The sequence below is a fragment of the uncultured Parolsenella sp. genome, from assembly GCF_958346945.1.
Taxonomy (GTDB): domain Bacteria; phylum Actinomycetota; class Coriobacteriia; order Coriobacteriales; family Atopobiaceae; genus Parolsenella.
In genome coordinates this window covers 70,375-97,268 of record NZ_CATVTL010000006.1, presented here as the reverse complement: position 1 = coordinate 97,268, position 26,894 = coordinate 70,375, and the positions used below count along the sequence as shown (strand labels likewise).

Sequence of the window (26,894 nt, the reverse complement as noted above, 5' to 3'; positions counted from 1 at the left end):
CCCCAACCCCGCCCAAACACAACGTGAACATCAGGAGAAGCCGTGCGAGCAGGCGCCGCTGGCCACGTGTGCTGCGCTACGATTGATAGCCACATTTTTGAGCGAACCAGCGAGCGAAAGGGTCCCACCCACCCATGAGCGACATCAATAAGCCCCAGCTAGAGACCGTCATCGACGACACAGACGACCTCCGGCCCGCAGACGACCCCATCATGGCCGAGGAGCAGGCGCACCTCGACGAGATCTACGCCAAGCTCACCGCCATGCGCGATGACCTCGCCGCCGAGCTCGAGCACGGCCACGAGGGTGCCGCGGCAGACCTGCGCGAGCTCTCCGACGAGATCCGCCCCGACTTTGGCGGCGCGGCCGACGAGGTCATGGAGACTCTCGCCGCCATCGAGACGCTCAACGCCGTCATCGACGCCTACAACCAGTACCACGACTTCTCGGTCGACAAGCTGCGACGCCTGCTGCTCCTGCTGCGCCAGCCCTACTTCGCCAAGGTCCGCCTCAAGATGTCGCCCGACCGCCCGGCCCGCGACGTCTACATCGGCGCCGCCGGCATGACCGACGAGCGCAGCCGCCCCCTCATCGTCGACTGGCGCAACCCCGTCGCCGAGACCTACTACAACCAGGAGAACGGCCAGACCAGCTACACCGTCAACGGCCGCACGCGCACCGTCGAGCTCGAGCTGCGCCGCCAGTTCGACATCACGCGCGACCACCTCAACATGTACTTCGACACCACCGTCGCCATCGAGGACTCGCTGCTGCTGGGTGCGCTGCGCCGCCACCACTCCGAGAAGCTCAAGGACATCACGGCCACGATCCAGCGCGAGCAGAACCAGGTCGTGCGCCACGCCGACGTGCCGGCGCTTCTCGTGAACGGCATCGCCGGCTCGGGCAAGACCTCGGTGATGCTGCAGCGCATCGCCTACCTGCTCTACGGCGAGCGCGAGACGCTCAGCGCCTCGCAGGTGCACCTCTTTGGCCCCAACGCCGTCTTCGAGCACTACATCGACAACGTCCTGCCCTCGATGGGCGAGTCGAACCCGCAGGTCTACACCTGGCGCGACTTCTGCGAGGCGCAGGGTGCCGGTGGCCGCGACCTGGGCGAGGACACCGACCCCGCCTGCCTCGAGAAGCTCGAGAGCGACATCTCGAGCCTGTTCCTCACGGCCGACGACCTGCGCGAGATCCGCTGCGACGGCACCGTGCTGCTCAAGGTCGCGAGCGTCGAGAGCGCCGTGGCCAAGTTCGCCCGCTTTGGCGTGGGTCCGCGCTTCTGCGCGCTGGTCACCGACGAGCTACACGACCGCGTGAGCCGCCGCATCGCCTCGATGGCACGCGACGAGGAGCTGCAGGAGGAGATGCTGGGCCTCGACGTCGACGACCAGGTGCGCTTCTTTGGCGAGACGGTGAGCCCCGAGAACGAGCAGGAGACCGTGGCCCTCACCCGCCGTTGGCTCGAGCAGGTCTTCGCCGGCGCCCACGACGAGGTCGACCGCCTGGCCTGGCTCAAGCTCGACCGCGTGGCCATGCGCATGCTCGGCAAGCCTAGCGTGAGCGCCAGCGAGTGGCTCTACCTGCGCCTCCTCGTGACGGGCCGCGGCGACACCGACGCCCGCTACGTCATGATCGACGAGGTGCAGGACTACACGGTGGCCCAGCTCATGGTGCTTAGCAGGCACTTCTCGCGCGCGCACTTCCTGATGCTGGGCGACGAGCACCAGGCCATCCGCGAGGGAACCGCGAGCTTTGCCCAGATCCGCGAGCTGTTCGGCCGCACCCACGGGCAGGTCGACGAGTGCCGCCTGCTTACAAGCTACCGCTCGAGCCCCGAGATCACGACCCTGTTCAGCGGCCTGGTCGAGCACGACGCGCCCGTGAAGCTCGCGAGCGTCCACCGCGCCGGCGTGGCCCCGCACATCGAGGCCCTGCCCGGCCGCGACGAGTTCCTTGCCGCCCTGCGCAAGCAGGTGGCCGCCGCGCACGAGATGGAGGGCCTCACCGCACTCGTCGCCGCCGACGACGGGGCCGTGAGCTGGCTCGCTAAGCAGCTGCGCGACTGCGACGTCACGGTCATCAAGAACAACAACGAGCTGCCCGCCGCGGGCGTGGTCCTCATGTCGCTGCGCCTTGCCAAGGGCCTCGAGTTCGACCAGGCCATCATCCCCGATGCGAGCGCCGAGACCTACCCCGACACCCCGCTCGCCCGCCGCAGGCTCTACACGGCCGTCTCGCGCGCCATGCACGGCGTTACCCTGCTGGCCCAGGACGAGCTCACCCCGCTCGTGACGCGGTAGGCGCGTCCTCGCCACGCTCCCGGCTCGCCACGAGCCCGGCTCGTCACGTCAGCTCGTCACGCCCCGCAGATTCCTAGGAAAATGCGGTTATCCATATTTAGCGGATAGCGTTAACGTCATTTTCCTAGGAATCTGCACCCCCACGTCCCTTACCCAGGTTTGGAGACCCACATGCAGATTCGCACCGCCACCGCGGCCGACCTCGACGACCTCGCACGCATCTACGCCGCCGCCCGCCGTTTCATGGCCGAGAACGGCAACCCCACCCAGTGGGGCGATGGCCGCCCCACCGCCGCCGAGATCGCCGAGACGGTCGAGCAGGGCGCCTGCCTGGTTGGCGTTGACGAGCACGACGTCCCCCACTTCGCGTTCTCGCTCTACTCCGAGGCCGATCCCACCTACGCGACCATCGAGGGCGCCTGGCCCAACGACGCCCCCTACCTCACGATTCACCGAGTCGCGAGCGACGGCGTGCTCCATGGGGTCTTCGCGGCCATCGTAGCCTTTGCCCGCGAGCGCGCCGCGGCCGCCGACGTCGCCAACGTGCGCGTCGACACGCACGAGGACAACAAGCCCATGCAGCATCTCATCGCCAAGGCGGGCTTTGCCTATTGCGGCATCATCCATCTGGCCGACGGCGACCCGCGCCTGGCCTACCAGCTGGTTCTCTAGGCCGATAAGGGCACAAAGACAGGCGGCTCGGCCCCGCGCGGCCAAGTGCGTGCCAGCCGCAGGTAGTTATGGCCTCCGAGACCCGATAATTACCTGCGTTTGGCACGTACCATGCCGCAGCGGGCCAGCCGTACCCCTCTCGTCCGCTTCCCCACCGGCCCTCCACGGGGACGCGCTATCATGACCCGGCACATCAACACGCATGAGGAGAACATCGTGAGCGACAAGCAGCAGACCACCGACCAGTCACTCGAGGCCCAGCGGACGCTGCTCGAGAAGCGCCTCCCCGTGGACTTCCGCGAGGTCCGCTGCCTGGGCGACATGGAGCTGCTCGAGGTCGGGCCACGCCTCATCCGCCTGCGCACGCACATCTCCGACGACGCCCTCAACCCGCGCGGCTTTGCCCACGGCGGCTGGCTGTTCACCCTATGCGACGCCTCGAGCGGCGCCCTCGTCTTCTCGCGCGGGCTCGACTGCGTGACGCAGAACGCCTCGATCAACTACCTGCACGGCGGCTGGCCCGGCGACACGGTCGACATCGAGGTCAGGGCGCTGCACTGGGGCCGCACCACCGTCGTGAACCAGGTGACGCTCACCAACCAGGACGGCAGGCCCCTGGCTGTCGCCACGATGACGATGTACGTGATGCACTAACTACATGCGGCAGAGCTGGTCGCGCACGCGCTCGACCTCGCGGATGGCGCGCGCCACCTGGTACTGGGCGTCGTCGATGCGCCGTTGGGCAATCCAATCCGTGATCACGTTGTCGAGGAACAGGTCCGTGAACTGCAGCAGGCCGCCCAGCTCAACGTTGAGGCCCACGCCCTCGACGTCGTCGAGCTCACCCACGAAGACCTGCAGCGCGCGCTTGGCGGCGTTTATCTCGTCCTGCGCGTCGTCGATGCCGCGATACTTGAGCAGGCTCGTGACAAAGCCGCCGCCCAGCATGTCGACCATGCCCCAGCGACGGGCGTCGTCGAGCTTGTCGGCCGCGCGCTCGAGGTGGTCGAGCGCGTCGTTGGCGGCGACAATAGCCTCGCCAATCTCTGTTGCTCTGTCCTTGGGCATGCGGGTCCCTTCCTGCGCGCTGGCGGTGGACGCGCACCGTGCAGGCAACGCCGGCTCGCCGCCGGCCGTCCGCCAAAGCGCGGCGCTGGCTTTTGCATGAAGCTTACCCAACCGGTGGCATAGTAGATAGCCCAAAGGCCCCAACGGGCATGTCGAGAGGAGCGCGCATGAGGGTCACGGCCACGGCACTTGCCGCCTGCGCGCTTGCGGGCGCGGCCTGCCGCATGCTGCCCGAGCAGCTCTCGGCGCTTCCCCTCGTGCCCCTCTTCGTCGCGATGACGCCTGCGTTTGCCCTGCTCGCAGGGGTTGCGCTCGTCCTCACGCTCCTGCCGCGCGCCTGGGCGGGACACCGCGCGGCGCGCCTGCTCGTGCGCGCGGCAGCCGTCGTCGTGCTCGCGCTCGAGGCGACGTGGCTCACACCCTACGCCCTGCCCGCCCAGCGCGTGAGCGACGCGCGCCAGGACGCCGGTGATGCCACCACCCTCAAGGTCATGACCTGCAATGTCTACAAGGGGGCCGCCGACCCTACGGCGATCGTCGCCGCCGTGCGCGAGAACCGCGTCGAGGTGCTGGCCCTGCAGGAGACGACCGTCGACTTCGTGGCGCGCCTCAGGGCCGCGGGGCTCGACGAGCTGCTCCCCCACTCCCAGCGCTCCTCGTCCGACGGCGTCTATGGCAACGGCGTTTGGAGCGTCTACCCGCTCGCGGACGTCGCGAGCGACGACATCGGCTCGAGCGCGAGCGCCATGCCGGCGGGCACCATCGAGGTCACGCGCGCGGACGGCACCAACGCCCGCGTGCGCCTCGTGAGCGTGCACACCTGCTCGCCCGGCCCCGGCTACTGGAACTTGTGGCGCAGGAGCATCGAGGAGATCGGCGTGGTGCGCAGCCGCGTCACGGCAGACCCCACGTGCGCCTACGTGCTCATGGGCGACTTCAACGCCACCTGGGACCACGCACCCTTCCGCGCCATGCTCGGCGTGGACGAGACGGGCGCAGGCGGTGCAGGACCCGCGGGCACCACCGACGCAGCCGCCACGGATGCCGAGAAGGGCGTCGGCAACAACGCCGCGCACGCCGGGCAAGACGCCACAGGCGGCTCCGTGACCCTCCACGACGCCACGCACGAGTGCGGCCGGGGGCTCATCGCCACCTGGCCCTCAAACGCCCCCGTGGGGCCCCTCGCAGGCATCGACCACGTGGTCACGAGCGATGCCGTGGTGGCCACGGGCGTGCAGGCCCTGACCATCCCCGGCAGCGACCACGCCGCCCTGCTCGCCACCCTCGCCCTGAGCTAGCGCCACACGGGGCTACTCGCTGCGCAGCGCCTCCACGGGGTCACGGCGCGAGGCGCCCACGGACGGGATGACGCCCGCGACCACCGTGAGCAGCACCGAGATGCAAATGAGAATCACCGCGGCCGCGGGCGGCAGGCTCATGATGTTCTCGACGTTGTAGTCGGCGAGCACCCAGGCGTTCACCGGGAACGACACGAGCATCACCACGGCGATGGCGAGCACGCCCGCGATGAGGCCCTCGATGAAGGTCTCGGCGTTGAAGACGTTGGCGATGTTGCCCTTCGAGGCGCCCATCGCGCGCAGGATACCAATCTCCTTCTTGCGCTCGAGCACCGAGATGTAGGTGATGATGCCGATCATGATCGAGCTCACCACGAGCGAGATGCTCACGAAGGCGATGAGCACGAGCGAGATCATGTTCACGATGTCGGTGACGCTGCCCATCATGACGCCCATGTAGTCGGTGTAGGAGATGGCGCGGTCGTCGTCACCGGTGGCCTTGGCGGCGTCGTTGTAGGCGTCGATGTGGGAGAGCACGCGCTCCTTGGCCTCGAAGTCGACGGGGTAAATCTTGACGGACTGCGGGTCCTCCTCGTCGGCGTAGCCCAGCGTGGCGAGGTTGTTGTCATAGGTGAGGCGGCTCGCGTTGGCGTAGTTCGTCATGAGCGAGGTGAGGTCGTCGGCGTCCATGTTGAACTGGATGGCGCTCGCAAAGGCGCTCGCGTCGACGTGGAAGGCGTTCTGCATGCCGCTCGCGATCTGGCTCGACAGGCCGCCCATGAGCTGACCCATGCTGTTCGCGAGGCCCTGCTGCAGCTGGGCCGAGACGCTCGCCATGATGCCCTGGCTCACCTGGGCCACGAGCTGTTCCACCACGCCCTGAAGATAGGGGGCGAGGCTGTTCTGGACGTAGTCGGCAAGGACCTTCTGGAGCCTGTCGGCGATGACGGTGCCCACGGCGGCGCGCAGCTGGGCCACGATCTGTTGGGCGCCCTCGTCGGCGGCCACGTAGGCCGTGAAGGCGTCGGCGAGCTTCTGCGCGTCGAGGCCGGCCGAGGGGTTGGCGAGGTACTCGTTCAGCACGTCCCTGAACTGCTGCGAGTTGAGGAAGCCGTTGAGCAGCTGGTTCGCGAGCTGGCTCAGCTGCTCGAGCTGGTCGGGGTCGAGCGAGCCGTCGATGGCGCCCGAGAGGTCGGGCGCGGGTGCGCCGGCCATGATCTTCTCGACGTCGATGCCGTCGGCCACGCCCGACAGGTCGATCTGGACGTTGCCCACGTCGAGACCCGACAGGTCGAAGCCCTGGAGGTTGAGGGCGCTCGCGTCGAAGCTGAAGGCGCGCTGCAGAGCGGCCTGGTCGACCGAGAACATGCCCGAGAGGTCCATACCCTTCTTGCTCTCGTCCTGCAGCTCGTCGAAGGTCTTGCCGGTGAAGACGTCGACGTCGGGGTTCGCGACCTGCTGCTGCACGACCTGCGAGCTCGCGGCGCGCGCCATGAGCTCCTCGGTAAGGCCGTGGGTGTAGTTGACGCCCGAGGACAGGGCGTTGGCGCTCGAGGAGCCGTTTGGCTTCACGACGCCCACGATCTTGAGGTCGAGGCCGCCTGCCACCTGGCCCGCCATGAAGTCGGCGTCGTTGGACATGTCTGTCCAGCCGCCCGTCTCGTCATTCTTCTTGTAGGCGTCAGATGGGCTCAGGATCTTGAAGCTCGTGTTGAGGGCGTCGTCGTAGGTGAAGTCCACGGCGGTGTCGGGCGTCTCGACGTTGCCATCGGCGGAGAGGGCGCTCGAGACCAGGTCGTTCATCTCGTCGATGTCGAGCACGCCGATGCTGTAGAGCGTGTAGTCGCTGATCTTGCCCGTCTGCGACAGCACGAGCACCGCCTCGTCGGGCGCGCTCGCCCAGCGGCCGGCCACGACGTCATACTGGGAGTCGAGCAGGTCCTGGTCGTCGATCATCTCGCTGAAGGCCGAGCCCGTGCCCATCATCGTGCCCGCCATGGCGCCGCTCGAGGCACCGCCGCCATAGGCCTGCGTCATCGAGTTGGGGCTGAGCTTCACGGGGTCCGCCCCGTCGGCGCCCGAGGTGTAGACGATCGGGCTGATGCCGTAGTCGTACTGGATGGCGCTCACGTCGTCGGAGATGCCGTCGCCGCCGGCGTCGAGCCAGGCCTTGAAGCTCGTCATGTCGTTTGACTTGACGCTCGCGAACATGTCGCGCAGCACGGTGGCCTCGGGGATGGGCTGGGTGGCGTCGACCTGCGAGGCGTCGGTGACGTCGCCGGAGTCGTCGCCGCTGCGGGCCTCGCCCAGCATGCCCGACAGGTCGTAGCTCTGCTTGGCGATCGACAGCGGGTAACTCGACAGCGTGTCCTGCTCGACGCGGGCGATGTAGTCGTTGACGCCGTTGGAGAGCGCCAGGATCGCCGCGATGCCGATGATGCCGATCGACCCCGCAAAGGCCGTCATGAACGTGCGGCCCTTCTTGGTCATGAGGTTGTTGGCAGAGAGCGCCAGCGCCGTGAGGAAGCTCATCGAGCTGCGGCGGTGCGGCTGCTCGGAGCCCACCTCGGCCGCGGCGAGCCGCTCGCGCTCGGCGTCCGTGACGGGGCGGGTGTCGTCGACGACCTGGCCGTCCTTGATGCGCACGATGCGCGTGGCGTAGTCCTCGGCAAGCTGCGGATTATGCGTGACCATGATCACGAGGCGGTCGCGGGCCACCTCGGCGAGCAGGTTCATGACCTGGATGCCCGTCTCGGTGTCGAGGGCGCCCGTGGGCTCGTCGGCCAGCACGATCTCGGGGTCGTTCACGAGGGCGCGAGCGATGGCCACGCGCTGCATCTGACCGCCCGAGAGCTGCGCGGGGCGCTTGTCGACGTGATCGCCCAGGCCCACGCGCTCCAGCGCCGCGCGGGCGCGTTCGCGGCGCTCGGAGCGGCTCACGCCCGCAAGGGTCAGGGCCAGCTCGACGTTCTGCAGAATCGTCTGGTGCGGGATGAGGTTGTAGCTCTGGAAGACGAAGCCGATGCGGTGGTTGCGGTAGGTGTCCCAGTCCGCGTCGGAGTAGTCCTTGGTCGAGACACCGTTGACCACGATGTCGCCGGAGTCCGCGTGGTCAAAGCCGCCGAGGATGTTGAGGAATGTGGTCTTTCCCGAGCCTGAGGGGCCCAGCACCGCCACGAACTCGCTCTCGCGGAAGGTGATGGAGACGCCGTCAAGCGCCCGCTGCACAAAGTCGCCCGTCTTGTATGACTTGCGGATGTCGCGTATCTCGATCATGCGCTTCCCATCTTTGCGGCCGGCGAGCCCCTCGCCCGTCGCACGTGTCGTTTACCCGTTCGTGGCGGGCATGCCCCTGCCCGCCACGGATAGATACCTAATACTGTTAAGTACCTTAACCCCAAACGCGACGCTCTGTGCCCCATCGTCAAGAAAATGGAGAAAGTCACAGATGCCTGAGAGCGTCGCTGTGCCCGCGCACGGATGAGGCGGAGAGACTGCCCCGCGGCGCCGCGCGCACAAAGGAGGCCCCTCGCCAGGTAGGCGAGGGGCCGCAGGTGCTAGCGATAGAGGGGCAGCTGCCCGGTTACGGGAGCAATCAGCTCGACGTCCATGGGGGCAAAGCCCACGCAGGTCCAGCGGCTGCCGCTCTCGTCGGGCGTGAGCTCGGTGCGGCAGGCGTCGCGGATGCAGAAGAAGTCGAGGCCCTCCATGAGACCGCGGCTCTCGGCACGGTTTACCAGCGCCGCAAGCGCCCGCTCGCCGTCGACCGCAAGCACGATCTTGGGCTCGCCCTGGCGCACCCAGGCCGCCAGCACGTCGGCGTCGACGGCCGTGCGCGCGAGGCTGCCGCCAAACTCGAGGCCAATGGGGCCCGCCGCGGCGTCCGCCTCCTCGACGTAGCGCTGCGTGCCCGCCAGAAGCGGCGCCACGCTCGCGTGCGCCACCTGGGCGGCGAGCTTGCCCGCGCTCATGCCCAGCGAGCGGTCGACCACCACGTACTGCCTGATGGTGGGCCCGCCCACGGACTCCTCGGCCGCTTCCTCGCGCGCCGCCTCGCGGCCCGGAACCAGAACCTGTGCACCCATGTGCCCTCCCCTATCTGCGCGCCGCCTCGAGAATGCGGCGCATCTCGGCCTGAACGGCCTGCTCGGTGTTGTTGCCAATGACGCGCTCGGCCACCTGCTTGGCCGCGTAGCGGCCGTTGCCCATCGCGATGGGATGGCCCACCAGGCGCAGGATCTCGTAGTCGTTCATCGCGTCGCCAAAGGCCGTGACCTCGTCGGCGCAGATGCCCAGGTAGTCCATGATCTGCTGGATGCCGCTCGCCTTGCTCACGCCCATCTGCATGACGTCGATCCACTTAGAGCCCGACGGCGCAAAGACGAACCAGTCGCCCAGCTCGCGCTGCAGCACGTAGGCCATGTCCATCGTGTAGGCCGGGGTGTCGCAGAAGACAGACGCCTTGAGGATGTTGACCTCGGGGTCGGGCACGTCAAAGACGCGCACGGCCTCGAGCAGGTCCTTGTCGATCTCGCGCTCGAAGCGGTCCTCGTCGTCGAGCAGGAAGCTGCGCGTGCGGTCGAACAGGGCGATGTGCAGGCAGTCGAAGCGGTCGACCGTCTCCTTGAGCCGTTGCAGGCCAATGTGCGAGAAGACCTCGCGGTCGATGAGCCGGCCCGCCACCATGACCTGGGCGCCGTTGCTCGCCACGAAGTCCATCTCGTCCACCACCGGGGCAAAGAACTCGTGGAGGGTGTCGAGGCGCCGTCCCGAACTCGCGGCGAAGTGGATGCCCGCGCAGCGCAGCTCGTGGATGAGGCCAAAGGTCTCGGCCGGCACCTGGGAGTTCTCGTCGAGCAGGGTGCCATCCATGTCCGAGGCGATGAGCTTGATCATGTGCGTCCCTTCTACGTGGAGGATGCGTCGTGCGAGAGGCGTCGCAGCGTGGCGCTGGCGGGCCGTGCGGCGCCGCTCGCGGCCGCAGGCGGCGCCGGCCAGCGGCCGCGGGCGCGTTACCGCTGGGCCACCGCGAAGCGCGCCACGAGCTGCTCGAGCATGTCGACCGTGAGCTCGAGGCTGCGCACCGGGATGAACTCGCGCACGCCATGGCAGTTGTACCCACCCGTGGGCAGGTTGGGACACGGAAGGCCGCGCAGGGTCAGCTGCGAGCCGTCGGTGCCGCCGCGCACGGGCACGGTCACGGGGTCAAGGCCCACGGCGCGCATCGCGGCGTAGGCGTTGTCGCGCAAAAAGTCCATGCCGTCCATGTGCTCGACCATGTTGCGGTACTGCTCGCGTACCTCGACCTCGATGGCGCCCTCGCCATAGCGGGCGTTGAGGAAGGCCGCGCAGTCGGCAAGCAGCTGCCTGCGGGCCTCGAACTTGGCCGAGTCGAAGTCGCGAACGATGTAGGTGAGCGTGGCCACGCCGGCGCTGCCCGAGACCTCGATGGGGTGGAAGAAGCCCTCGTAGCCCTCGGTATGCTCGGGGCGCTCGGCCGCCGGCAGCAGCTCGTCGAACTCGCGCAGCAGCGTGATGGCGTTCACCAGCACGTTCTTGGCGCTGCCCGGGTGCACCTCGACGCCGTGCGCCGTGACGGTGGCCTGCGCGGCCGAGAAGCACTCCCAGTTGAACTCGCCAAGCGTCTCGCCGTCGACCGTGTAGGCCCACGTGGCGCCAAAGTCGTCGAGGTCGAGCAGCGCCGCGCCGTGGCCAATCTCCTCGTCGGGAACAAAGGCCAGCTTGAGCGTGGGGTGGGAGAGCTCGGGGTGGGCAGCGAGGCGCGCCACGAGCGCCATGATCTCTGCCACGCCGGCCTTGTCGTCGGCGCCCAAGAGGGTGGTGCCGTCGGTGCAGACGAGGTCCTGGCCCACAAGGCTCGCGAGGTCGGGCAGCTGCTCGGGCGTGGTCACCACGGCGCGGCCGTCCCTCTCGCCATGCACCAGGTCGCCGCCCTCGTAGTGGACGATGTGGGGCGCCACGCCGCTCGCGGGCGCGTCGATGGCCGTGTCGATGTGGGCGATGAGGCCAAGCGCCGGCAGGTCCTGCGCCCCCTCGCTCGCGGGCAGGGTCGCCGTGACGTAGGCGTGCTCGGTGCAGGAAACGCCCTCGCAGCCCAGGCCCTCGAGCTCGTCGGCGAGCATGCGGGCGAGGTCGAGCTGGCAGGCGGTCGAGGGTGTCTGGTCCTCGTGGTGCGGGTCGGACTGGGTGTCGACCCTGACGTAGCGCACGAAGCGCTCGAGAACGTCGCTGGGCTTAGGGCTGTAGCTGGGCATGGTTCCTCCCTTGGGCGTGTCTTCAACACTCCTACTTTACCGCTCACCGCGGGCATCGTGATAGCCTAGGGAGCAGACACTCACGCGCGCGTACCAAAGGGGACGGGTCTGCTGGCATGGCTTGCCCAGCGGGCAGGCACGTCTTGGCGGCCGCGCCCGCCCGGCATGCCCAGAGGGAACGAAAGACGCGTCCCCGCGTCCCGCCGCGCCGCGCGCAAGACAAGGAGCAACCATGGCAAAGAAAATCGTCGACGACCTGCCCGTCTCGCTCACCGAGGCAAACAAGCTCTATCTCTACCGCCTGCTGCGCGACGCGATTGGCTGCGGCCGCCAGGAGTTCATGCCGCGCGTCCTCGAGGCGCTGGAGCAGGCCGGCATCACGCCCGAGAACCTGGGCTATGCCGACGCCCCGGCCCTCTTCGCCAAGCTGGACGACATCTGCCAGCTCACGGCCTTCAAGGGCGGCCGCTACTACGTCACCGTGAGGCAGCTGCCCGCCTGGGACGCAATGCTCGAGGCCGCCGAGAAGAGCAAGGGCCAGGCCGGCGGCAAGCCGGGCAAGCCCTGGAAGCGCAAGAAGGGCCAGATCAAGCCCGTGCGCCCCAAGGTGCGTGTGATTGAGCCCGAGCCTGAGGTCGCGTCTGAGGCCGAGCCTGAGCCTGCGGCTGCCGTTGAGCCCGAGGCCGCGGTTGAGGCCGAGCAGGCCGAGCAGCCCGCGAGCAGCGCCACGACGGCTGCCGAGGCCACCGAACCCGCAGCTGCCGCCGTCGAGAAGGCCGAGCAGCCCGCGGCCGCAGACGAGTCTGACGCCAACGAGCCGCAGACAGAGGCCACAGTTGAGCCCGTTGTCGAGGCCGCCGGGCCCAAGCCGCACATCCCGTCGATCCTCGAGCAGATTGCCGCGCAGACGCCCGCGACCGAACCCGAGCCCGCCGCCGAGGCGCAGGTCCAATCTGCCGCCGAGCCCGCAGCGGTACCCGTGCCCGCTCCCGAGCCCGTCTCGGCACCCGCACCCACCCCGGCGCCCACGCCCGCTCCCGAACCCGTCTCGGCACCCACGCCCGAGCCCGCGATGCCGCAGCCCGCGGCACCCGCCCGCCCGCACAACGACCTGCCTCACTCGTTCGTCGACGAGGTGTCCGTGAAGCCCGCCCTTCTCGGCCTGCTCACGCGCATCCTGCCCATCGATGCCGACCTCATGACCGTCCTCGACGAGGACTGGCGCGTCGCCCGCGCCACCGGCACGGCCACCGGGTCGCGCAACCTCGTCACGTTCCCGCTGCGCTACCTGGTCGAGGACGGCTCGGCACCCGTCACCGTGACGATGCGCCGCCAAACGCGCGCCGGCGAGGCCCGCCACTGGCAGCTCACGCTCGTCGACGGCGACGACGGCACCGGCAACGCCCACGAGGCCGCCGGACTCGAGGGCCTGCCGCAGGCCACCGGCGGCTGCTGGGCCCAGCTTGCGCCCAAGCCCGCCGCAGGCATCGCCTCGCCCGACCCCATCCGCGACCTCGCCCAGTTCATGGAGATCGGCACCTGGGAGCTTTGCCTGGGCACGCTTGCCACGGCCGCCACGCCCGAGCGCTGGAACTATCCCGGCGAGGGCGTGGGCCGCGCCAGCCGCTACGGCGTCCTGCGCGACTACCTCGCCGCCACGCTCGCGCGCGTCCGCGCCACCGACGCGCTCGCCGTCTCGGCCGACGGAACGCTTGCCGCGTTCGACACCGGCCTCGCCACGGCCATGGACGAGGAGCTCTACGCCGTGATGTCTGCCACCGGCACCGACATCCCCTGGCACCTCGACGGCTTTGCCACCGCGGGCGCCGGCGAGTTGGGCGCCCGCCTCGTGGCGCAGCTGCCCGAACTGCCCGTGCGAGCCTCCTACCTGCGCTCGATCGACGACGTCTGCGTGCGCGAGGGCGCGCTCGTCATCCCCGACTACCGCTCGATCTTGGCCGACGGCGCAGACCGTCTGCCAAGGGGCTTCCTCACCGAGCAGCTCACGGGCACCCACGCGGAAGAGGCGCTCGAGGCGCTGCTCGGAGGCGGCACGCCCGCCGAGCACGCGAGTGCGCTGCGCACGCTGTCGCGCACGATCTCGGGCGAGCCGGGGCGCTACCGCAAGACGTGCCGCGCCATCGACGACGCCATCGACCTGGCCCGCAGGCGTAGCTGCCGAAGCTACCGCTACGTGGCGCCCGCCTACGACGCCGCGCGCGACCGCGTGGTCATGCTGCTGCCGCTCGCCATCGTCGACGACGCGCAGGTCGACTGCGCGCTGGCACTCGAGCTCATGCCCAGCGGCGCCTACCAGGCCGCGAGCGTCGTGTCGCTGCCGTACGCCTACGCGGCCGCCCGCGCCGTGAGTGCCGAAATGCCCACCTGGCTCACTGCCGAGAAGGCCCTCGCGTAGACGCGGCCGGCACTCTTATGCCGCGCTCGTGCTCGCGATAGCAGCATCGAGAAGGCCCTCGGGCAACGGCGGCCGGCACGTCCTCGCCGCCTCGCCCGTGGACCCTCGCCGCCTCACCCGTGGACCCTCGCCTAGCTGCGACTTTCATACACAACGAGACACGCCCCGAGCAGCACCAGCCGCCGGGGCGCGTCTCGTTTACGCCTTTCGCTGCCCTCCCTGCCCCCAGAATCCTAGGAAAATGCCGTTATAGCTATCCGCTTAATATCTATAACGGCAGAATCCTAGGAAAATGCCGTTAACCCCATCCACTAAATCGGGTTAACGGCTTTTTCCTAGGATTCTGTAATTGGGGGGCGCCGCGCCTGCTCTACTCCAGATACCGCCCGCGGAGCTCAGCAATGTCGGCGTCGGTGACGCCCAGGGCGTCATGCACGTAACCGTCGAGGCCGCCAAACTCGCGCTCAAGCCCCGCCACGGCGGCACGGATGAAGCGGATGTTGGCGTCGGTGCGCAGGCTCGGCGCCTCGTCGGTGTAGAGGTTGGTCGCGAGGTAATCGTCCTCCATCTCAGGCCCCGGCACGCCCAGGATGTGCTCGAGCACCATCGTGCCCATGCCGCAGCGGTCGCGGCCCACGTGGCAGTGCCACAGCGCCGCGCCCTGCGTGTTCTCGAGAATCGAGCGGATGAACAGCCCATAGGCCGCGATGCCCGCCTCGCTCGTGAGGTGGTGCGGGTAGAACTCCTCCATGTAGGCGGCGGGGTCCTCGTCGTTGTCCTCGAGATTCGCAAGGCGGCGACGCGCCTCGGCGCTCTGCGAGATGCCTGCGAACACCTCATGCAGCACGTCGGCGTGCACGAAGCGCGCCTGGGGCAGTGCTCTCATGGGGTCGGGCGTCTCGGCCAGCTCGTCCTCGCCGCGAAAATCGACAACAAGCCGCAGGTCATAGACGTCACGCAGACGGGCGAGGTCCGCGTCGCTCGCCCAGCAGAGCAGGCCGCTACGCAGCAGCAGCCCCTTGCGCACATGGCGCCCGTCGACCGCGGGAAGGCCGCCCAGGTCGCGCGTGTTGGGGAGCTTCTCGAAGTCGATGCGCCCAAAGTTGGGGCGCAGCGGGTTGTCGTTCGGCCCCGCCAGCGGGCGCCTGCGGTCCGCCACGCGCTCACAGCCCTTGCTACTCATTGGCACCCTCGCTCTCCCCCGCCGCGGGCACCGCGCCCGTGGCAAGAATCTGCTCGAGGGCGTCCTCGTCGAGCACGGGCACGCCCAGCTGCTGGGCCTTCGCGAGCTTGGAGCCGGCCGCCGCGCCCGCGATCACGTAGCTCGTCTTCTTCGAGACCGAACCCGAGACCTTGGCGCCAAACGCCTGCAGCGCGGCCTTGGCGTCGTCGCGCTTGTGGCGCTCGAGCGTGCCCGTGAGCACAAACGTGAGGCCCGCGAGCGTCTGCGGGGCCTGCTCGCCGCGCTCCTCCTCCAGCACCACGCCCGCCTCGCGCAGGCGCTCCACCACGGCGAGGTTCTCCTCCACCGAGAAGAACTCGCGCACACCATGGGCGATCTTGGGGCCCACGCCCTCCACGGCCGCGATGCGCTCCTCGTCCGCCGCCATGAGCTCCACGAGCGAGCCAAACTCGCCGGCAAGCGAGCGGGCCACCTGCTCGCCCACGTGGCGAACGCCCAGGCCAAACAGCACGCGCGCAAGGCCGCGCTCGCGGCTCTCGGCAATCTGGTCCATGACCTTGGCCGCGATGACCTTGCCCACGAGGATGTCGTCGCCCGAGACGCTCACGCGCCCCGTCGGGCAGGCGGCCAGCGCGCTTTCGGTGAGGTTGTCGTAGAAGTCCGCCACGTCGGAGACGAGCCCCGCGGCCACGAGCTTGCCAATGAGCTCGTCGCCCAGGCCGTCGATGTCCATGGCCTTGCGGCTCACCCAGTGGGCGAGGCGCTCGTGGGCCTGCGCCGGGCAGTCGATCGACACGCAGCGGAAGGCCACCTCGCCCTCCTCGCGCACGACGGGGCTGCCGCAGCTGGGGCAGTGCGTGGGCATGTGGAACTCGGCGGCGTCCGCCGGGCGCAGCTCGAGCACGGGGCCTACGACCTCGGGAATCACGTCGCCGGCTTTGTGGACCACGATTGTGTCGCCCACGCGCACGTTCTTGCGGCGAATCTCGTCGAGGTTGTGCAGGGTTGCGCGCGCGATGGTGGAGCCCGCGACGACCACCGGGTCGAACTCGGCCACAGGCGTGAGCACGCCCGTGCGACCCACCTGGATGCGAATCTCGCGCAGCACGGTGCGCTTCTCCTCGGGCGGGAACTTGAAGGCGATAGCCCAGCGCGGCGCACGGGCGGTAAATCCCAGCGCCTCCTGCCCCGCGAACGAGTCGACCTTCACCACGACGCCGTCGATGTCGTAGTCGAGCTCGTCGCGGTGCGCCAGCGCCTCGGCACAGAAGTCGTGCACCTCGTGGGCGCTCGTGCAGCGGCGGGCGTTGGGGTTAACGTTGAAGCCGCAGCTACGGAGCCACTCGAGGAACTGCCACTGCGTGGAGACGGCCAGCGGAGCTTCGTCGGCCACGGCGTAGATGAACGTCTCGAGGTCACGGTGAGCCGTGATCTTGGGGTCCTTCTGGCGCAGGCTGCCGGCCGCCGCGTTGCGGGGGTTCGCGAACGGCTCGCGGCCCGCGGCGTCGGCGTCCTCGTTGAGGCGCACGAAGCTGTGCTTGGGCATGTAAACCTCGCCGCGCACCTCGATGGACTGGCCCAGGCCTCCGTCGGTCACGCGGGCCAGGCCGTCCGCCGCGAGGGCGTGCGGGACGTCCTTGATGGTGAGGACGTTGGCCGTGACGTTCTCGCCGGTGGTGCCGTCGCCGCGGGTGGCGGCGCGCACAAACTGGGCGTCGCGATACGTAAGGGCCACGCCCAGGCCGTCGATCTTGAGCTCGCAGGTGTAGGCAACCGGATGGTCGGGCGTGGAGCCCAAGGCCTCGTCGGTGCGGGCGAGCCACTCGTCGAGCTCGGCGAGGTTCATCGCGTCATCGATCGAGTACATGCGCTGGGCATGGCGCACCGGCTCGAACTGCTCGGAGACGTAGCCGCCCACGCGCTGGGTGTAGGAGTCGGGCGTGACGAGCTCGGGATGCACGGCCTCGATGGCCTGCAGCTCGCGAAGCAGGCGGTCGAACTCGGCATCGGTGACGGCCGGGTCGTCGAGGGCGTAGTAGCGGTAGGCATAGACGTTGAGCAGGCGGTTGAGCTCCGCCGCGCGCGCCCGCGGGCTCGTCGCTGGCCGCGCTGGCGCCGCGCTCGCGCCCTTCTCGTCCATGTCGCCAAACAGCGACGCCTGCCCCTCGAGCGCGTCCTTCTCGTTTGCCACGTCTTCTCCCATCGTCTGCGTTTTCCGCATCCGATGGTACCGCAGCTTGCGGACACCCCGCGAGCGCGAGGGGTGCGCGGAATCTGCGCGCGGGCGAGCCATCTACCGAACGTAAGCGCAAGCGGCGCGGCTGACGCACCCGCGCAAGCCGCCACGACCTTATCGCCCCGCTCTAAAACTGGCTCCTGTATTAGTGGAGAGGGACGCGAGAGCACCGGCTGCACGCAATCGGGGGGTAGTGCATTCCGCTCCAGGTCCACGGTGACCCCGCAGAGACCGTACCTGCACGCGAATCGGCCTCGTGCATCCCCGGCCGGGCCCGCGCCAGCTCCTTGACCCCCGGGGACGAATGCACTAGGCCAAATAACGTGCAGCATCCGCCGCGGGCGTCACTCTCCCCTAATACACAACCCCAGATAACGTGCAGCGCCCCATCGCATGCAAATCTCCCCTAATACACAAGACCGGAATACATGCAGCATCCGCCGCCAGCACGCGCCCTGCGCAGCAAAAACGGGGCGGAGAAGCACGCGCTCCCCCGCCCCGCAAGGCTTACGTATGTCGCCGCAGCGCGCTCACCGTAGCCGCATCAGCCGCCGCATCGCCGCGACCGCACCAGCCGCCGCAGTCGCTATGGCCTATCTGCTGCTCCGGCCACCGTTGCCGTTGCCATAGCCGCCACCGTTGCCATAGCTGTTGCCGTACTGCTCGAGGTACTGCTCGAGCAGCGATCCCTGCGACGAGCTGTCGGAGTCTTGCTGCTGCTGGAGCGCCTCGTCGCTGCCCAGCGTCACCTGCACCTGCATCTGCTTGCTGCCGCGCATGAGCGTCACGGTCACGGTGTCGCCCACGCTGTGGGAGCGCACGGCCAGGAGCATGGCATCAGAGCTCGTGATCTCGTCGTCATCGATGGCGGTCACCACATCGCCCTGCTGAATGCCGGCCTGCTCGGCAGGGCCGCCAGCGGCCACCTCTGCCACGTAGGCGCCCTGGTTCACCGACAGGTTGTTGCTGCGGGCGTTCTGGGCGTTCACGGTCTGGAACGAGCCGCCAATGTAGGCGTGCGTCACGGTCTCGCCGGCAATGAGCTTCTTGGCCACGTCAACGGCGTAGTTGCCCGGAATCGCAAAGCCCACGCCCGAGCTCGAGCCCGAGTAACTCTCGATGAGCGAGTTGATGCCCACGAGCTGGCCCTTGCTGTTCACGAGGGCACCGCCGGAGTTGCCGGGATTGATCGTGGCGTCGGTCTGGATGAGGTTCGTGTAGATGGTGTTGCCCGAGGTAGACTGCAGCATCGTCGAGCGATAGAGCGAGCTCACGATGCCCGTGCTGACGCTCTGCTCGAGGCCGAACGGGCTGCCCAGGCTCATGACCCAGTCGCCCACCTGCAGGGAGTCGGAGTCGCCCACCTCAACCGGCGTGAGCGTGGCGCCCTCGGCGTCAATCTTGATCACGGCAAGGTCGCTCGACTCGTCGGAACCCACCACGGTGGCGTCGTACGAGTCACCGTTCACGGACACGCTGATGGACTGCGCACCCTCGATGACGTGGTAGTTCGTGAGGATGTTGCCGTCGGTGTCGAGGGTGACGCCCGAACCCACGCCATCGCCCTGGGCCGTGGTGACGCTCACCGACACCACCGACGGCAGGGCCTTGGTGGCCACGGCGTTGGCAAGCGTGGTGTTGGAGTCGTCATCGGAGTTGACCGTGATGGTCTGGCTCGACCCCGCGGACGAGGCGCCACTCGTGGCCACGCTCGCACCGGTGCCGCCCACCAGGCCAAAGCCCAGCAGCACGGCCACGACCGCCGCGGCACCCAGCACGCCGCCAAGCAGGCCAAACGCAAAGGCCTTGAGGCTCGTGCGGGGCTTCTTGGGTGGCTTGGGCGCCGGCGCGCCCGCGCCCGTGGGGTCTGCCGGGCTCGCGGGGGAGGCAACCCTCGCCTGCTGTGCGGTGGAGAAGGGCGGGACGGGCCCGGGCTGCGTCCCGTTCAAGTCGTTGTACTCAGACATGTTCTCGCTCCTTTGCGACACGCGCGGCGCTCGCGCCACGGCTGTTTTCTATCAACGTTGTACCCCTCGCCCCAGACAAAAAACGCGCGGGCGGCACCAGACCACCCGCGTGAGACAACGCTTGCAGCAAGCTGAAAATATGGCCGAGAAGCGCGCCAAAGGCGGTGGCGCAACAGCCGAAAACCCCAGCCAAGCAGGGAGGACCTAGAGCTTGAAGAGGTAGCCCACGCCGCGCACCGTCACGATGTGGCTCGCCACCTGAGGACCCACCTTGGAGCGCACGCGTCGGATGTGCACGTCGACCGTGCGCGTACCACCGCAGTACTCGAAGCCCCACACGCGATGCAGCAGCGTCTCGCGCGAGTAGGCGCGGGAGGGGTGCGTCGCGAGGAACGACAGCAACGAGTACTCCATGAGGGTGAGGTCGACGGGCTTGTCGTCGATGTTGATCTGGTAGGTGGCGAGGTTGATCGTCATGTTGTCGATCACGACGATATCGCTGGGCGCGTTCTCTTCGCCCGGCCACAGGAGCTGGGTCATGCGGACCTCGAACTCGGCGGCGCCGGCGGTGGCGAGGATGAAGTCGTTGCGGCCCTGGACGGGCATGCGCAGGGTCGAGAGCTTGTCCTCGTCGGTCACGAGCAGCTGCGGGATGCAGCCATTCTCGGCCGAGTAGGTCGCCACGCGCGAGACGAGGTCGTCGGAGGCACCGGCCAGGTCGAGCGTCACGAGGCCAAAGTCGCTCGCGCTCGAGATCGCCTGGTCAAAGGTGTCGGGCGTGGCGAGCAGCACGGAGATGTCGAGCTCGTGGGAGAGCTCGCGCATACGGTCGTGAAGCCTGGTGGTGCGCGATATGAGAAGGACCTTCTTGTGGTGCATGCGGGTGCTCCCGTGTCCTTGGGGACTCATCGCCCCTGACCTACTCATTAGGGTCGTTGTCAACAGAGATTAGCACGAATCCACTGGTCATGTCGGCTAGCGGTCTGCCTCGTTAACAAAGCGAAACGCTGGTATTTCGAGAAGCGTGCGGCCGAGAGGGGCAATGCGCCGGCCCCTCTTTTCAGAAAGGGTGGCAAAGGGCTCTGACCCCTTTGTCGCCCTCGCGATGGAAAACGAGGCGGAGGGACAGTCCCCTCCGCCTCGTTCCTACACGTCCTTGATGTTGCCGAGGAACGCCTGCGTGCGCTCGCTCTTGGGGTGGTCGAAGACCTCCTCGGGCGTGCCCTGCTCGACGATGACGCCGCCGTCCATGAAGACCACGCGGTCGGCCACGTCGCGGGCAAAGCCCATCTCGTGGGTCACGACGATCATCGTCATGCCCTCGCGGGCCAGGTCGCGCATGACGCCCAAGACGTCGCGCACGAGCTCGGGGTCAAGGGCGCTCGTTGCCTCGTCGAACAGCATCACGTGCGGGTTCATCGCCAGGGCGCGGGCGATGGCGACGCGCTGCTGCTGGCCGCCCGAGAGCTGCGAGGGCATGTAGTCGATGCGCTCGGCCAGGCCCACCTTGGTGAGCTCCTCGACGGCCACGCGCTCGGCCTCCTCGGGGCTGCGCTTGAGCACCTTCTCCTGCGCGAGCATCACGTTCTTCTTCACCGACAGGTGCGGGAAGAGGTTGAACTGCTGGAACACCATGCCCAGCTGGCGGCGCACGGCGTTGATGTCGACGCCCTTCTGGGTGATGTCGGTACCCTCGAAGACGATCTGGCCACTCGTGGGCGTCTCGAGCAGGTTGACGCAGCGGAGCACCGTGGACTTGCCCGACCCCGAGGGGCCCAGCACCACGACGACCTCGCCACGGTGGACGTCGAGGTCAATGCCCTTGAGGATGACGGTCTCGCCGTCGTAGGTCTTGTGCAGGTCGCGGATAGAGACGACGACCTCGTCGCTGTTGCCCGTGGGCGCCGCGCCCGTCTCGGCCACGCTCTTGTTCTCTGCCATGCTACGTTGCCTCCCTTAGGCGATGTGGTCGCCGTCGATGACGCCGGCTTCCTTGAGGGTCTTCTTGCGGCGCTTGCCCGCGTCGGTGCCCAGCATGCGGGCCTCGAGCTTGCCCACGAGGCGGGCCAGCGGGATCGTGACCACCAGGTAGAACAGGGCGGCGACGATGTAGGGCGTGATCGAGCCGGTGGAGGCCACGATGGTCTTGGAGTACATGACGACCTCCATGACGCCCACGGCCGCCAGCAGCGACGTGTCCTTGTACAGCAGGATGAACTCGCTGGTCATCGTCGGCAGGACGTTGCGGAACGTCTGCGGGATGATGACGTAGACCATCGTCTGGAAGCTCGTCATGCCCAGCGAGCGGGCGGCCTCGGACTGGCCCTTGGGGATCGACTGGATGCCCGCGCGGAATATCTCGCACAGGTAGGCGGCCGAGTTCATCGCCAGCACGATGACGCCCAGCGGGTAGCTGGGGATCTGAAGACCCGCGAGCGGCAGGCCAAAGAAGGCGATGTAAATCTGCAGGAAAGCGGGCGTGCCTCGCACGATGTTGACGTAGAAGCCCGCAATGCCGCGCAGCACGCGCAGCTTGGAGATGCGCATGAGGGCGAGCACGAAGCCAAACGGGATGGCCAGTGGGAAGGCCACGAGCACGATGGCCAGGGCCATGAGGAAGCCCTGGAAGACCGACGGGATGCTCGACACCAGAATGGGTGGGTTGAGGAAGAGGCGCAGGAACGTGTTCTCGTTCCACTTCCGCACCCAGTCCTGCTCCTTGAGCCAGTTGGCGGCCGAGTCCCACGGGCTCACGCTCGTCACCGAGATGGCGGGCACGTCGGAGAGGTCGTGGCTCGAGCCGTCGGCCAGGGTGTAGGAGGCGCTCATCTGCTCGTCGCCGCCCGAGGTGGGAAACACCACCTTGTAGAGCTCGAGGCGCACGTAGGCGCCAGCCGGGGCGTCCTCGTCGAGCGCGAAGGTCACGGACTGGCCGTCGGAGCTCACCTCGGTCTTGGGACGGTCGCGCGTCATGAGGTCGTCGCCGGAGAGCAGCGTGAGGCGCGCGTCATCAATGGAGTACGAGGTACCCTCGGGCAGGGTCAGCGTGACACTCTTGACCTGCTCGGAGGCGTCGGCCTGGCCCTCCCAGGTGATGCGCGTCTCGGAGCCGCCGAGCACCTCGCTCGAGCCGCTGCCGTTGGGCTTGGCCGAGCACTTCTGGGTCTCGAGGGCCTGGGCCACCGTGGGCGAGGCAAGCGTGAGCGCGCACGCGAGCGTGGCGAGTGCGACGGCGAGCGCACGCAGGTGCGGGCGGGCCTTCTTGGTGTTGTCGAGCATGAAATCCGTCCTTTACGGCAAACGCCCCTCCCCCGATTGCGGGAGAGGGGCACAACCATATTCCCTAGGGAATTCTACTAGCCAAAGTACTTGTTGACGATGGAGTCCATGGTGCCGTCGTCGGTGAGGGCCTGGAGGGCATCGTTGACCTTGGCGAGCAGGTCGGCGTTGTCCTTGTTGATGGCGATGCCGTACTCCTCGCCCGTGGCGATCTCCTTGATGACCTGGGCGTTGGTGTAGGCGTCGGCGACCATCTTGGCGGCGACGGCCTTGTTGGTGACGACGGCGGTGGCGTTGCCGGCCTGCATCTGGGCGAAGCAGTCGGTGGCGTTGGTGAAGGGCTGGGTGGTGGCGTTGGGGAAGTTCTCCTGGGCGTAGGACTCGCCCGTGGTGCCAGACTGCACGGCGATGACCACGCCGGCCTGGTTGAGGGCGTCGGTGTAGGTGTCGGCGGTGACGTCGGCGTTGTCCTTCATGGCAACAACGCCCAGGTCATCGATGTAGTACGGGTCAGAGAAGTTGACCTGCTCCTCGCGTTCGGGCTCGATGGTGATGCCGGAGAGGCCCAGGTCGACCTGGCCGCCGGCGGCCACGGCGGGCACGATGGCGTCGAAGTTGAGGCTCTTGATCTCGAGCTCAAGGCCGAGCTTGTCGGCCAGGGCCTTGGCGAGGTCCATGTCGAGGCCCACGTACTCGTCGTTCTCGAGGTTCTCGAACGGCGGGAAGTCGGGCGAGGTGCCCACGGTAAGCTTGCCCTCGGTGACGAGGGAGGCGGCGTCGGCAGCGGCGGCGGTGCTGGCGGCCTCGGTGGTGGCGGCGGTGTTGCCGCCGGTCGAGCCGCAGCCGGCCAGGGCCGCGATGGCGGCCAGGGCGCTCGCGGAGCCGATGAACTCGCGCCTGCTCATGTTCTTCATGGTGTGTCCCCTTCCCGTGCGCCGGTGGCGCAGCCTTCGCGGGTCACTCGCCCGCATGCGATTCTGCCAATAAGGAAGCGGTTTTATGCGCTTCTTGTAATTACGTTGCCTATTGTACTCAGATTTTTGCATCTGAACGGTAAAACATTCGGTTATTTTGCATATTCTCGAAATTGGCTAAAAAAGAGGCGCGCCTTCATGCAATAAGGCGCGCCCCATGGCGTCGATGTCCTAGAAGCCGCCGTAGTAGTGGCGCAACTCCCAGTCGGTCACGGTCTGGGAGTACTCGGCCCACTCGTCGCGCTTCTCGCGCAGCAGGTACTCGAAGATGTGGTCGCCCAGCGTCTCGCGCATGAGTTCGCTGCCCTCGAAGGCCTCGACGGCCTCGCCCAGGTCGCGCGGCAGGCGCGTGGCGCCCGAGGTGGCGAGCTCGTCGAACGTGGCGCTCGACTCGGCCGGGATCTCGAGGCCCTCCTCGATGCCCCTCATGCCCGCGGCGAGCGCCACGGCCATGGTGAGGTAGGGGTTGCAGGTGGGGTCGGGGCCGCGCAGCTCGATGCGGCGGCTCAGCTGCTTGCCTGGCTTGTAGGTGGGCACGCGCACGAAGGCCGAGCGGTTCTTGGAGCCCCAGGTGGCGTAGCAGGGAACCTCGCCGTTGGGCACGAGGCGCTTGTAGGAGTTGACCGTGGGGTTGGTCACGAGGGCAAACTCGGGGGCGTACTTGAGCAGGCCCGCGATGTAGCTCTGGGCCACCTTGGAGAGGTGGTGCACCGAGCCCTTGCCCTCGGCCCAGAACAGGTTGTTGCCGTCGTGGTCGAACAGCGACTGCGACAGGAACATGGCTGAGCCCGCCACGCCGGAGAGCGGCTTAGGCATGAACGAGGCGAACATGTTGTGCGAGCGGGCCGTCTGCTTGATGACCAAGCGGGCCGTCATGATGTTGTCGGCGCAGGTCACGGCCTCGGAGTAGCGCAGCGACACGCCGTTTTGCGAGGGCGCGGCGGCGTGGTAGGAGTACTCCACCGGAATCGACATCTGCTCGAGGGCGAGCGTGAGGTCGCGGCGCAGGTCGCGGGCCGAGTCCTCGGGGGTGAGGTCAAAGTAGCCGGCGTTGTCGAGCGGCACCGGCACGGCCGAGCCGGCCGAGACCGTGGTGTCCTCCTTGAAGTAGAAGAACTCGAGCTCGGGGCTCACGTTGAGGACGTAGCCGGCCTTGTCGGCGGCGCGGAAGGCGCGGTAGAGGCAGGCGCGCGGGTCGCCGGCGAACGGCTCGCCCTGCGGCGTGCGGATGTTGCAGAAGATGCGGGCCACGCCGCTCTCGGTGGGGCGCCAGGGCAGCACCTGGAAGGTGCTCGCGTCGGGGAAGGCCAGCATGTCTGACTCCTCGAGGGCGGCGAAGCCGTCGACGGCCGAACCGTCGAAGCCGATGCCCTCCTCGAAGGCCTCCTCGAGGTCCTCCGGCGAGATGGCGAACGACTTGAGATTGCCCAGCACGTCTGTGAACCACAGGCGCACGAAGCGGATGTCGCGCTCCTCGACGGAGCGAAGGACGAAGTCGATGTTCTGCTCGTTTGTCATCGAGACACCTCGTATCAGGGGCGCGGCGCAGCCCCGATGCGGGCGCGACGCAGCGTTTATCCAATGTATCGAAGCCACTGTCTCACATGCGTGTTACGGGGCTGTTTCCCCCGGGTGGGCGGCGTGTGACGAGCGCGGGGCAGCGGCGTGCTTCTCGGCGTCGGCGGGCACGAGGGGCGGTGGCGCTTGCGCGGGCGCGGCGGGCGCGGGACGGACGCGGGAACGGGACGCAGGGCGTACTTCTCAGCAGCGGCGTTCACGAGGGTGGCGGCAGGCTTCTCGGCGGCGGGCGCGGCGACGTGCCGCAGGACCACCCCTCTCACGCGCGATGAACCATCATCTAAACCACAAATTCCTAGGAAAATGCCGTTATCACTAATTAACGGATAGCCATAAGGGCGTTTTCCTAGGATTTTGAGGAGGTGAAGTTTGGTTGACGCGGCCGAGAAGGACCACTGGCCCGATGAGGGCGTGGCCGAGAAGGACCGGCGACACGATAAGGCTCAGATGGGTGGGGCCGCCTACTTGCCCTGGTTGGCCTCGTAGCGCGAGACGGCGGCAGCGGCGTTGGCCATGAGCTTGGCGCTCTCCTTGCAGTGGCCGCCGCCCTTGTGGGCGCTGCAGGAGCCGCCCGACGCGCAGTCGGCGCACTCCCCCGACTTCTGCGACTTCACGATGGAACGCACACACAGCGCGAACACAATGGCGACAACGGCAACGACGATGATGTCAGCAGCACTCATGACCTGCTTCTTTCCTATGTGATGCGGCCAGATGCGGCCGCGTTCGTTTCGATAAGTAAATCGTAGCAAACTTTTAAGTTGACCATGGTTAACTTCTAGCTAGACTAGGGCGCAAACAGATAGGGAGCACATCTCCCCCAACGCCAAGGAGGCACCATGGACAACGACACGATGCAGCTCGTCCTCATCCGCCACGGAGAGTCCGAGTGGAACAGGCTCAACCTCTTCACCGGTTGGACCGACGTCGACCTCACCGACACCGGCCGTGCCGAGGCGGCCGCGGGCGGACGCGCCCTGCGCGAGGCCGGCTTCGACTTCGACGTCTGCTACACCTCGCGACTCAAGCGCGCCATCCACACCCTGGACATCGTGCTGGGCGAGCTCGACCGCGAGTGGCTGCCCGTCACCAAGAGTTGGAAGCTCAACGAGCGCCACTACGGGGCGCTCCAGGGTCTCAACAAGGCCGACGCCGCGGCCGAGCACGGAGACGAGCAGGTCCTCATCTGGCGCCGCTCGTTTGATGTCCAGCCGCCCGCCCTTGCACCCGGCGACGAGCGCGACCCGCACGCCCAGCAGATGTATCGCGACGTTGCGCCCGACCAGCTGCCGCTCACCGAGTGCCTCAAGGACTGCATCGCGCGAGCCTGGCCCTACTTCGAGGACGAGATTCGCCCGCAGATGCTCGCGGGCAGGCGCGTACTCGTCGTGGCGCACGGCAACTCGCTGCGCTCGCTCGTGATGAAGCTCGAGGGCCTCACGCCCGAGCAGATCCTCAAGGTGAACATCCCCACGGGCGTGCCGCTCGTCTACACGCTCGACCGCAGCTTCCACGTGGTGGACAAGCGCTACCTGGGAGACGCCGACGCGATTGCCGCCAAGATCGACGCGGTCGCCAACCAGGGCAAGGCCTCCCACTAACCCCGCGGGGACAGAGGGACGGGTCCTTTGTCCCCGTTCAG

General features: G+C 67.9%; 20 protein-coding genes. 6 read left to right on the top strand and 14 right to left on the bottom strand.

Annotated elements, in window-relative coordinates; translation table 11 throughout:
* The first annotated feature begins 134 nt into the window (after window positions 1-134).
* From Q3866_RS05295 to Q3866_RS05285, 3 genes are all read left to right on the top strand, one after another.
* On the top strand, window positions 135-2,306 hold the full coding sequence (locus Q3866_RS05295) for an ATP-binding domain-containing protein (protein WP_367881372.1): 2,172 nt from the start codon (window positions 135-137) through the stop codon (window positions 2,304-2,306).
* Between the two features lie 171 nt (window positions 2,307-2,477).
* A complete protein-coding gene (locus Q3866_RS05290; protein ID WP_301830168.1) occupies window positions 2,478-2,978 on the top strand; it encodes an N-acetyltransferase in 501 nt (166 codons plus the stop codon).
* 216 nt (window positions 2,979-3,194) lie between these two features.
* Window positions 3,195-3,632: a PaaI family thioesterase gene (locus tag Q3866_RS05285; RefSeq protein WP_301830167.1), complete on the top strand. Its 438-nt coding sequence runs from the start codon at window positions 3,195-3,197 to the stop codon at window positions 3,630-3,632.
* Here the strand turns inward: Q3866_RS05285 and Q3866_RS05280 are convergent, their stop codons facing one another.
* Window positions 3,633-4,046 carry a hypothetical protein gene (locus Q3866_RS05280; RefSeq protein ID WP_301830166.1) on the bottom strand — a complete coding sequence of 138 codons (414 nt, stop codon included), beginning with the start codon at window positions 4,044-4,046 and terminating at the stop codon, window positions 3,633-3,635. It lies immediately after the preceding gene.
* A 167-nt stretch (window positions 4,047-4,213) separates the two neighbouring features.
* Between Q3866_RS05280 and Q3866_RS05275 the strand changes: the two genes are divergently transcribed.
* Window positions 4,214-5,344, top strand: coding sequence for an endonuclease/exonuclease/phosphatase family protein (locus tag Q3866_RS05275; RefSeq protein WP_301830165.1), 1,131 nt, complete (start codon window positions 4,214-4,216; stop codon window positions 5,342-5,344).
* 12 nt (window positions 5,345-5,356) lie between these two features.
* Here Q3866_RS05275 and Q3866_RS05270 read toward each other — a convergent pair whose 3' ends face one another.
* The 4 genes from Q3866_RS05270 to pepT all read right to left on the bottom strand — a co-directional run bounded on the left by Q3866_RS05270 (window position 5,357) and on the right by pepT (window position 11,619).
* The gene (locus tag Q3866_RS05270; RefSeq protein WP_301830164.1) at window positions 5,357-8,620 is read right to left on the bottom strand and encodes an ABC transporter ATP-binding protein/permease; all 3,264 of its coding nucleotides are present in this window, start codon (window positions 8,618-8,620) and stop codon (window positions 5,357-5,359) included.
* Between the two features lie 281 nt (window positions 8,621-8,901).
* Window positions 8,902-9,429, bottom strand: coding sequence for an aminoacyl-tRNA hydrolase (locus Q3866_RS05265; protein ID WP_301830163.1), 528 nt, complete (start codon window positions 9,427-9,429; stop codon window positions 8,902-8,904).
* Window positions 9,430-9,439: 10 nt separating this feature from the next.
* On the bottom strand, window positions 9,440-10,240 hold the full coding sequence (locus tag Q3866_RS05260; RefSeq protein WP_301830162.1) for a Cof-type HAD-IIB family hydrolase: 801 nt from the start codon (window positions 10,238-10,240) through the stop codon (window positions 9,440-9,442).
* 116 nt (window positions 10,241-10,356) lie between these two features.
* Complete coding sequence (gene pepT, locus Q3866_RS05255) at window positions 10,357-11,619, bottom strand: peptidase T (RefSeq protein WP_301830161.1); 1,263 nt, start codon at window positions 11,617-11,619, stop codon at window positions 10,357-10,359.
* 232 nt (window positions 11,620-11,851) lie between these two features.
* Between pepT and Q3866_RS05250 the strand changes: the two genes are divergently transcribed.
* Window positions 11,852-14,035: a DUF3825 domain-containing protein gene (locus Q3866_RS05250; RefSeq protein WP_301830160.1), complete on the top strand. Its 2,184-nt coding sequence runs from the start codon at window positions 11,852-11,854 to the stop codon at window positions 14,033-14,035.
* 370 nt (window positions 14,036-14,405) lie between these two features.
* Here Q3866_RS05250 and Q3866_RS05245 read toward each other — a convergent pair whose 3' ends face one another.
* From Q3866_RS05245 to Q3866_RS05205, 9 genes are all read right to left on the bottom strand, one after another.
* Window positions 14,406-15,218 (bottom strand): tyrosine-protein phosphatase, encoded by an 813-nt coding sequence (locus Q3866_RS05245; protein ID WP_301830159.1) that lies wholly within the window; start codon window positions 15,216-15,218, stop codon window positions 14,406-14,408.
* Window positions 15,211-17,358 carry an NAD-dependent DNA ligase LigA gene (gene ligA / locus Q3866_RS05240; RefSeq protein WP_301830170.1) on the bottom strand — a complete coding sequence of 716 codons (2,148 nt, stop codon included), beginning with the start codon at window positions 17,356-17,358 and terminating at the stop codon, window positions 15,211-15,213. Before ligA ends, Q3866_RS05245 begins: the two co-directional genes overlap by 8 nt.
* Window positions 17,359-18,047: 689 nt before the next feature.
* Window positions 18,048-19,421, bottom strand: coding sequence for a S1C family serine protease (locus Q3866_RS05235; protein WP_301830158.1), 1,374 nt, complete (start codon window positions 19,419-19,421; stop codon window positions 18,048-18,050).
* A 204-nt stretch (window positions 19,422-19,625) separates the two neighbouring features.
* The gene (locus Q3866_RS05230; RefSeq protein ID WP_293673927.1) at window positions 19,626-20,300 is read right to left on the bottom strand and encodes a winged-helix domain-containing protein; all 675 of its coding nucleotides are present in this window, start codon (window positions 20,298-20,300) and stop codon (window positions 19,626-19,628) included.
* Window positions 20,301-20,567: 267 nt separating this feature from the next.
* Window positions 20,568-21,362, bottom strand: coding sequence for an amino acid ABC transporter ATP-binding protein (locus tag Q3866_RS05225; RefSeq protein ID WP_301830157.1), 795 nt, complete (start codon window positions 21,360-21,362; stop codon window positions 20,568-20,570).
* Between the two features lie 15 nt (window positions 21,363-21,377).
* Window positions 21,378-22,700: an amino acid ABC transporter permease gene (locus tag Q3866_RS05220; protein ID WP_301830156.1), complete on the bottom strand. Its 1,323-nt coding sequence runs from the start codon at window positions 22,698-22,700 to the stop codon at window positions 21,378-21,380.
* 77 nt (window positions 22,701-22,777) lie between these two features.
* Window positions 22,778-23,614 (bottom strand): transporter substrate-binding domain-containing protein, encoded by an 837-nt coding sequence (locus Q3866_RS05215; protein ID WP_301830154.1) that lies wholly within the window; start codon window positions 23,612-23,614, stop codon window positions 22,778-22,780.
* Between the two features lie 231 nt (window positions 23,615-23,845).
* Window positions 23,846-25,192: a glutamine synthetase family protein gene (locus tag Q3866_RS05210; protein ID WP_301830152.1), complete on the bottom strand. Its 1,347-nt coding sequence runs from the start codon at window positions 25,190-25,192 to the stop codon at window positions 23,846-23,848.
* Window positions 25,193-25,713: 521 nt separating this feature from the next.
* Window positions 25,714-25,935: a FeoB-associated Cys-rich membrane protein gene (locus Q3866_RS05205; protein ID WP_293673932.1), complete on the bottom strand. Its 222-nt coding sequence runs from the start codon at window positions 25,933-25,935 to the stop codon at window positions 25,714-25,716.
* Window positions 25,936-26,091: 156 nt separating this feature from the next.
* Here Q3866_RS05205 and gpmA point away from each other — a divergent pair, with 156 nt between their 5' ends.
* Entirely contained in the window at window positions 26,092-26,853 is a 762-nt protein-coding gene (gpmA, locus tag Q3866_RS05200) for a 2,3-diphosphoglycerate-dependent phosphoglycerate mutase (RefSeq protein WP_293673933.1), read from the top strand.
* The last annotated feature ends 41 nt before the right edge of the window (window positions 26,854-26,894 follow it).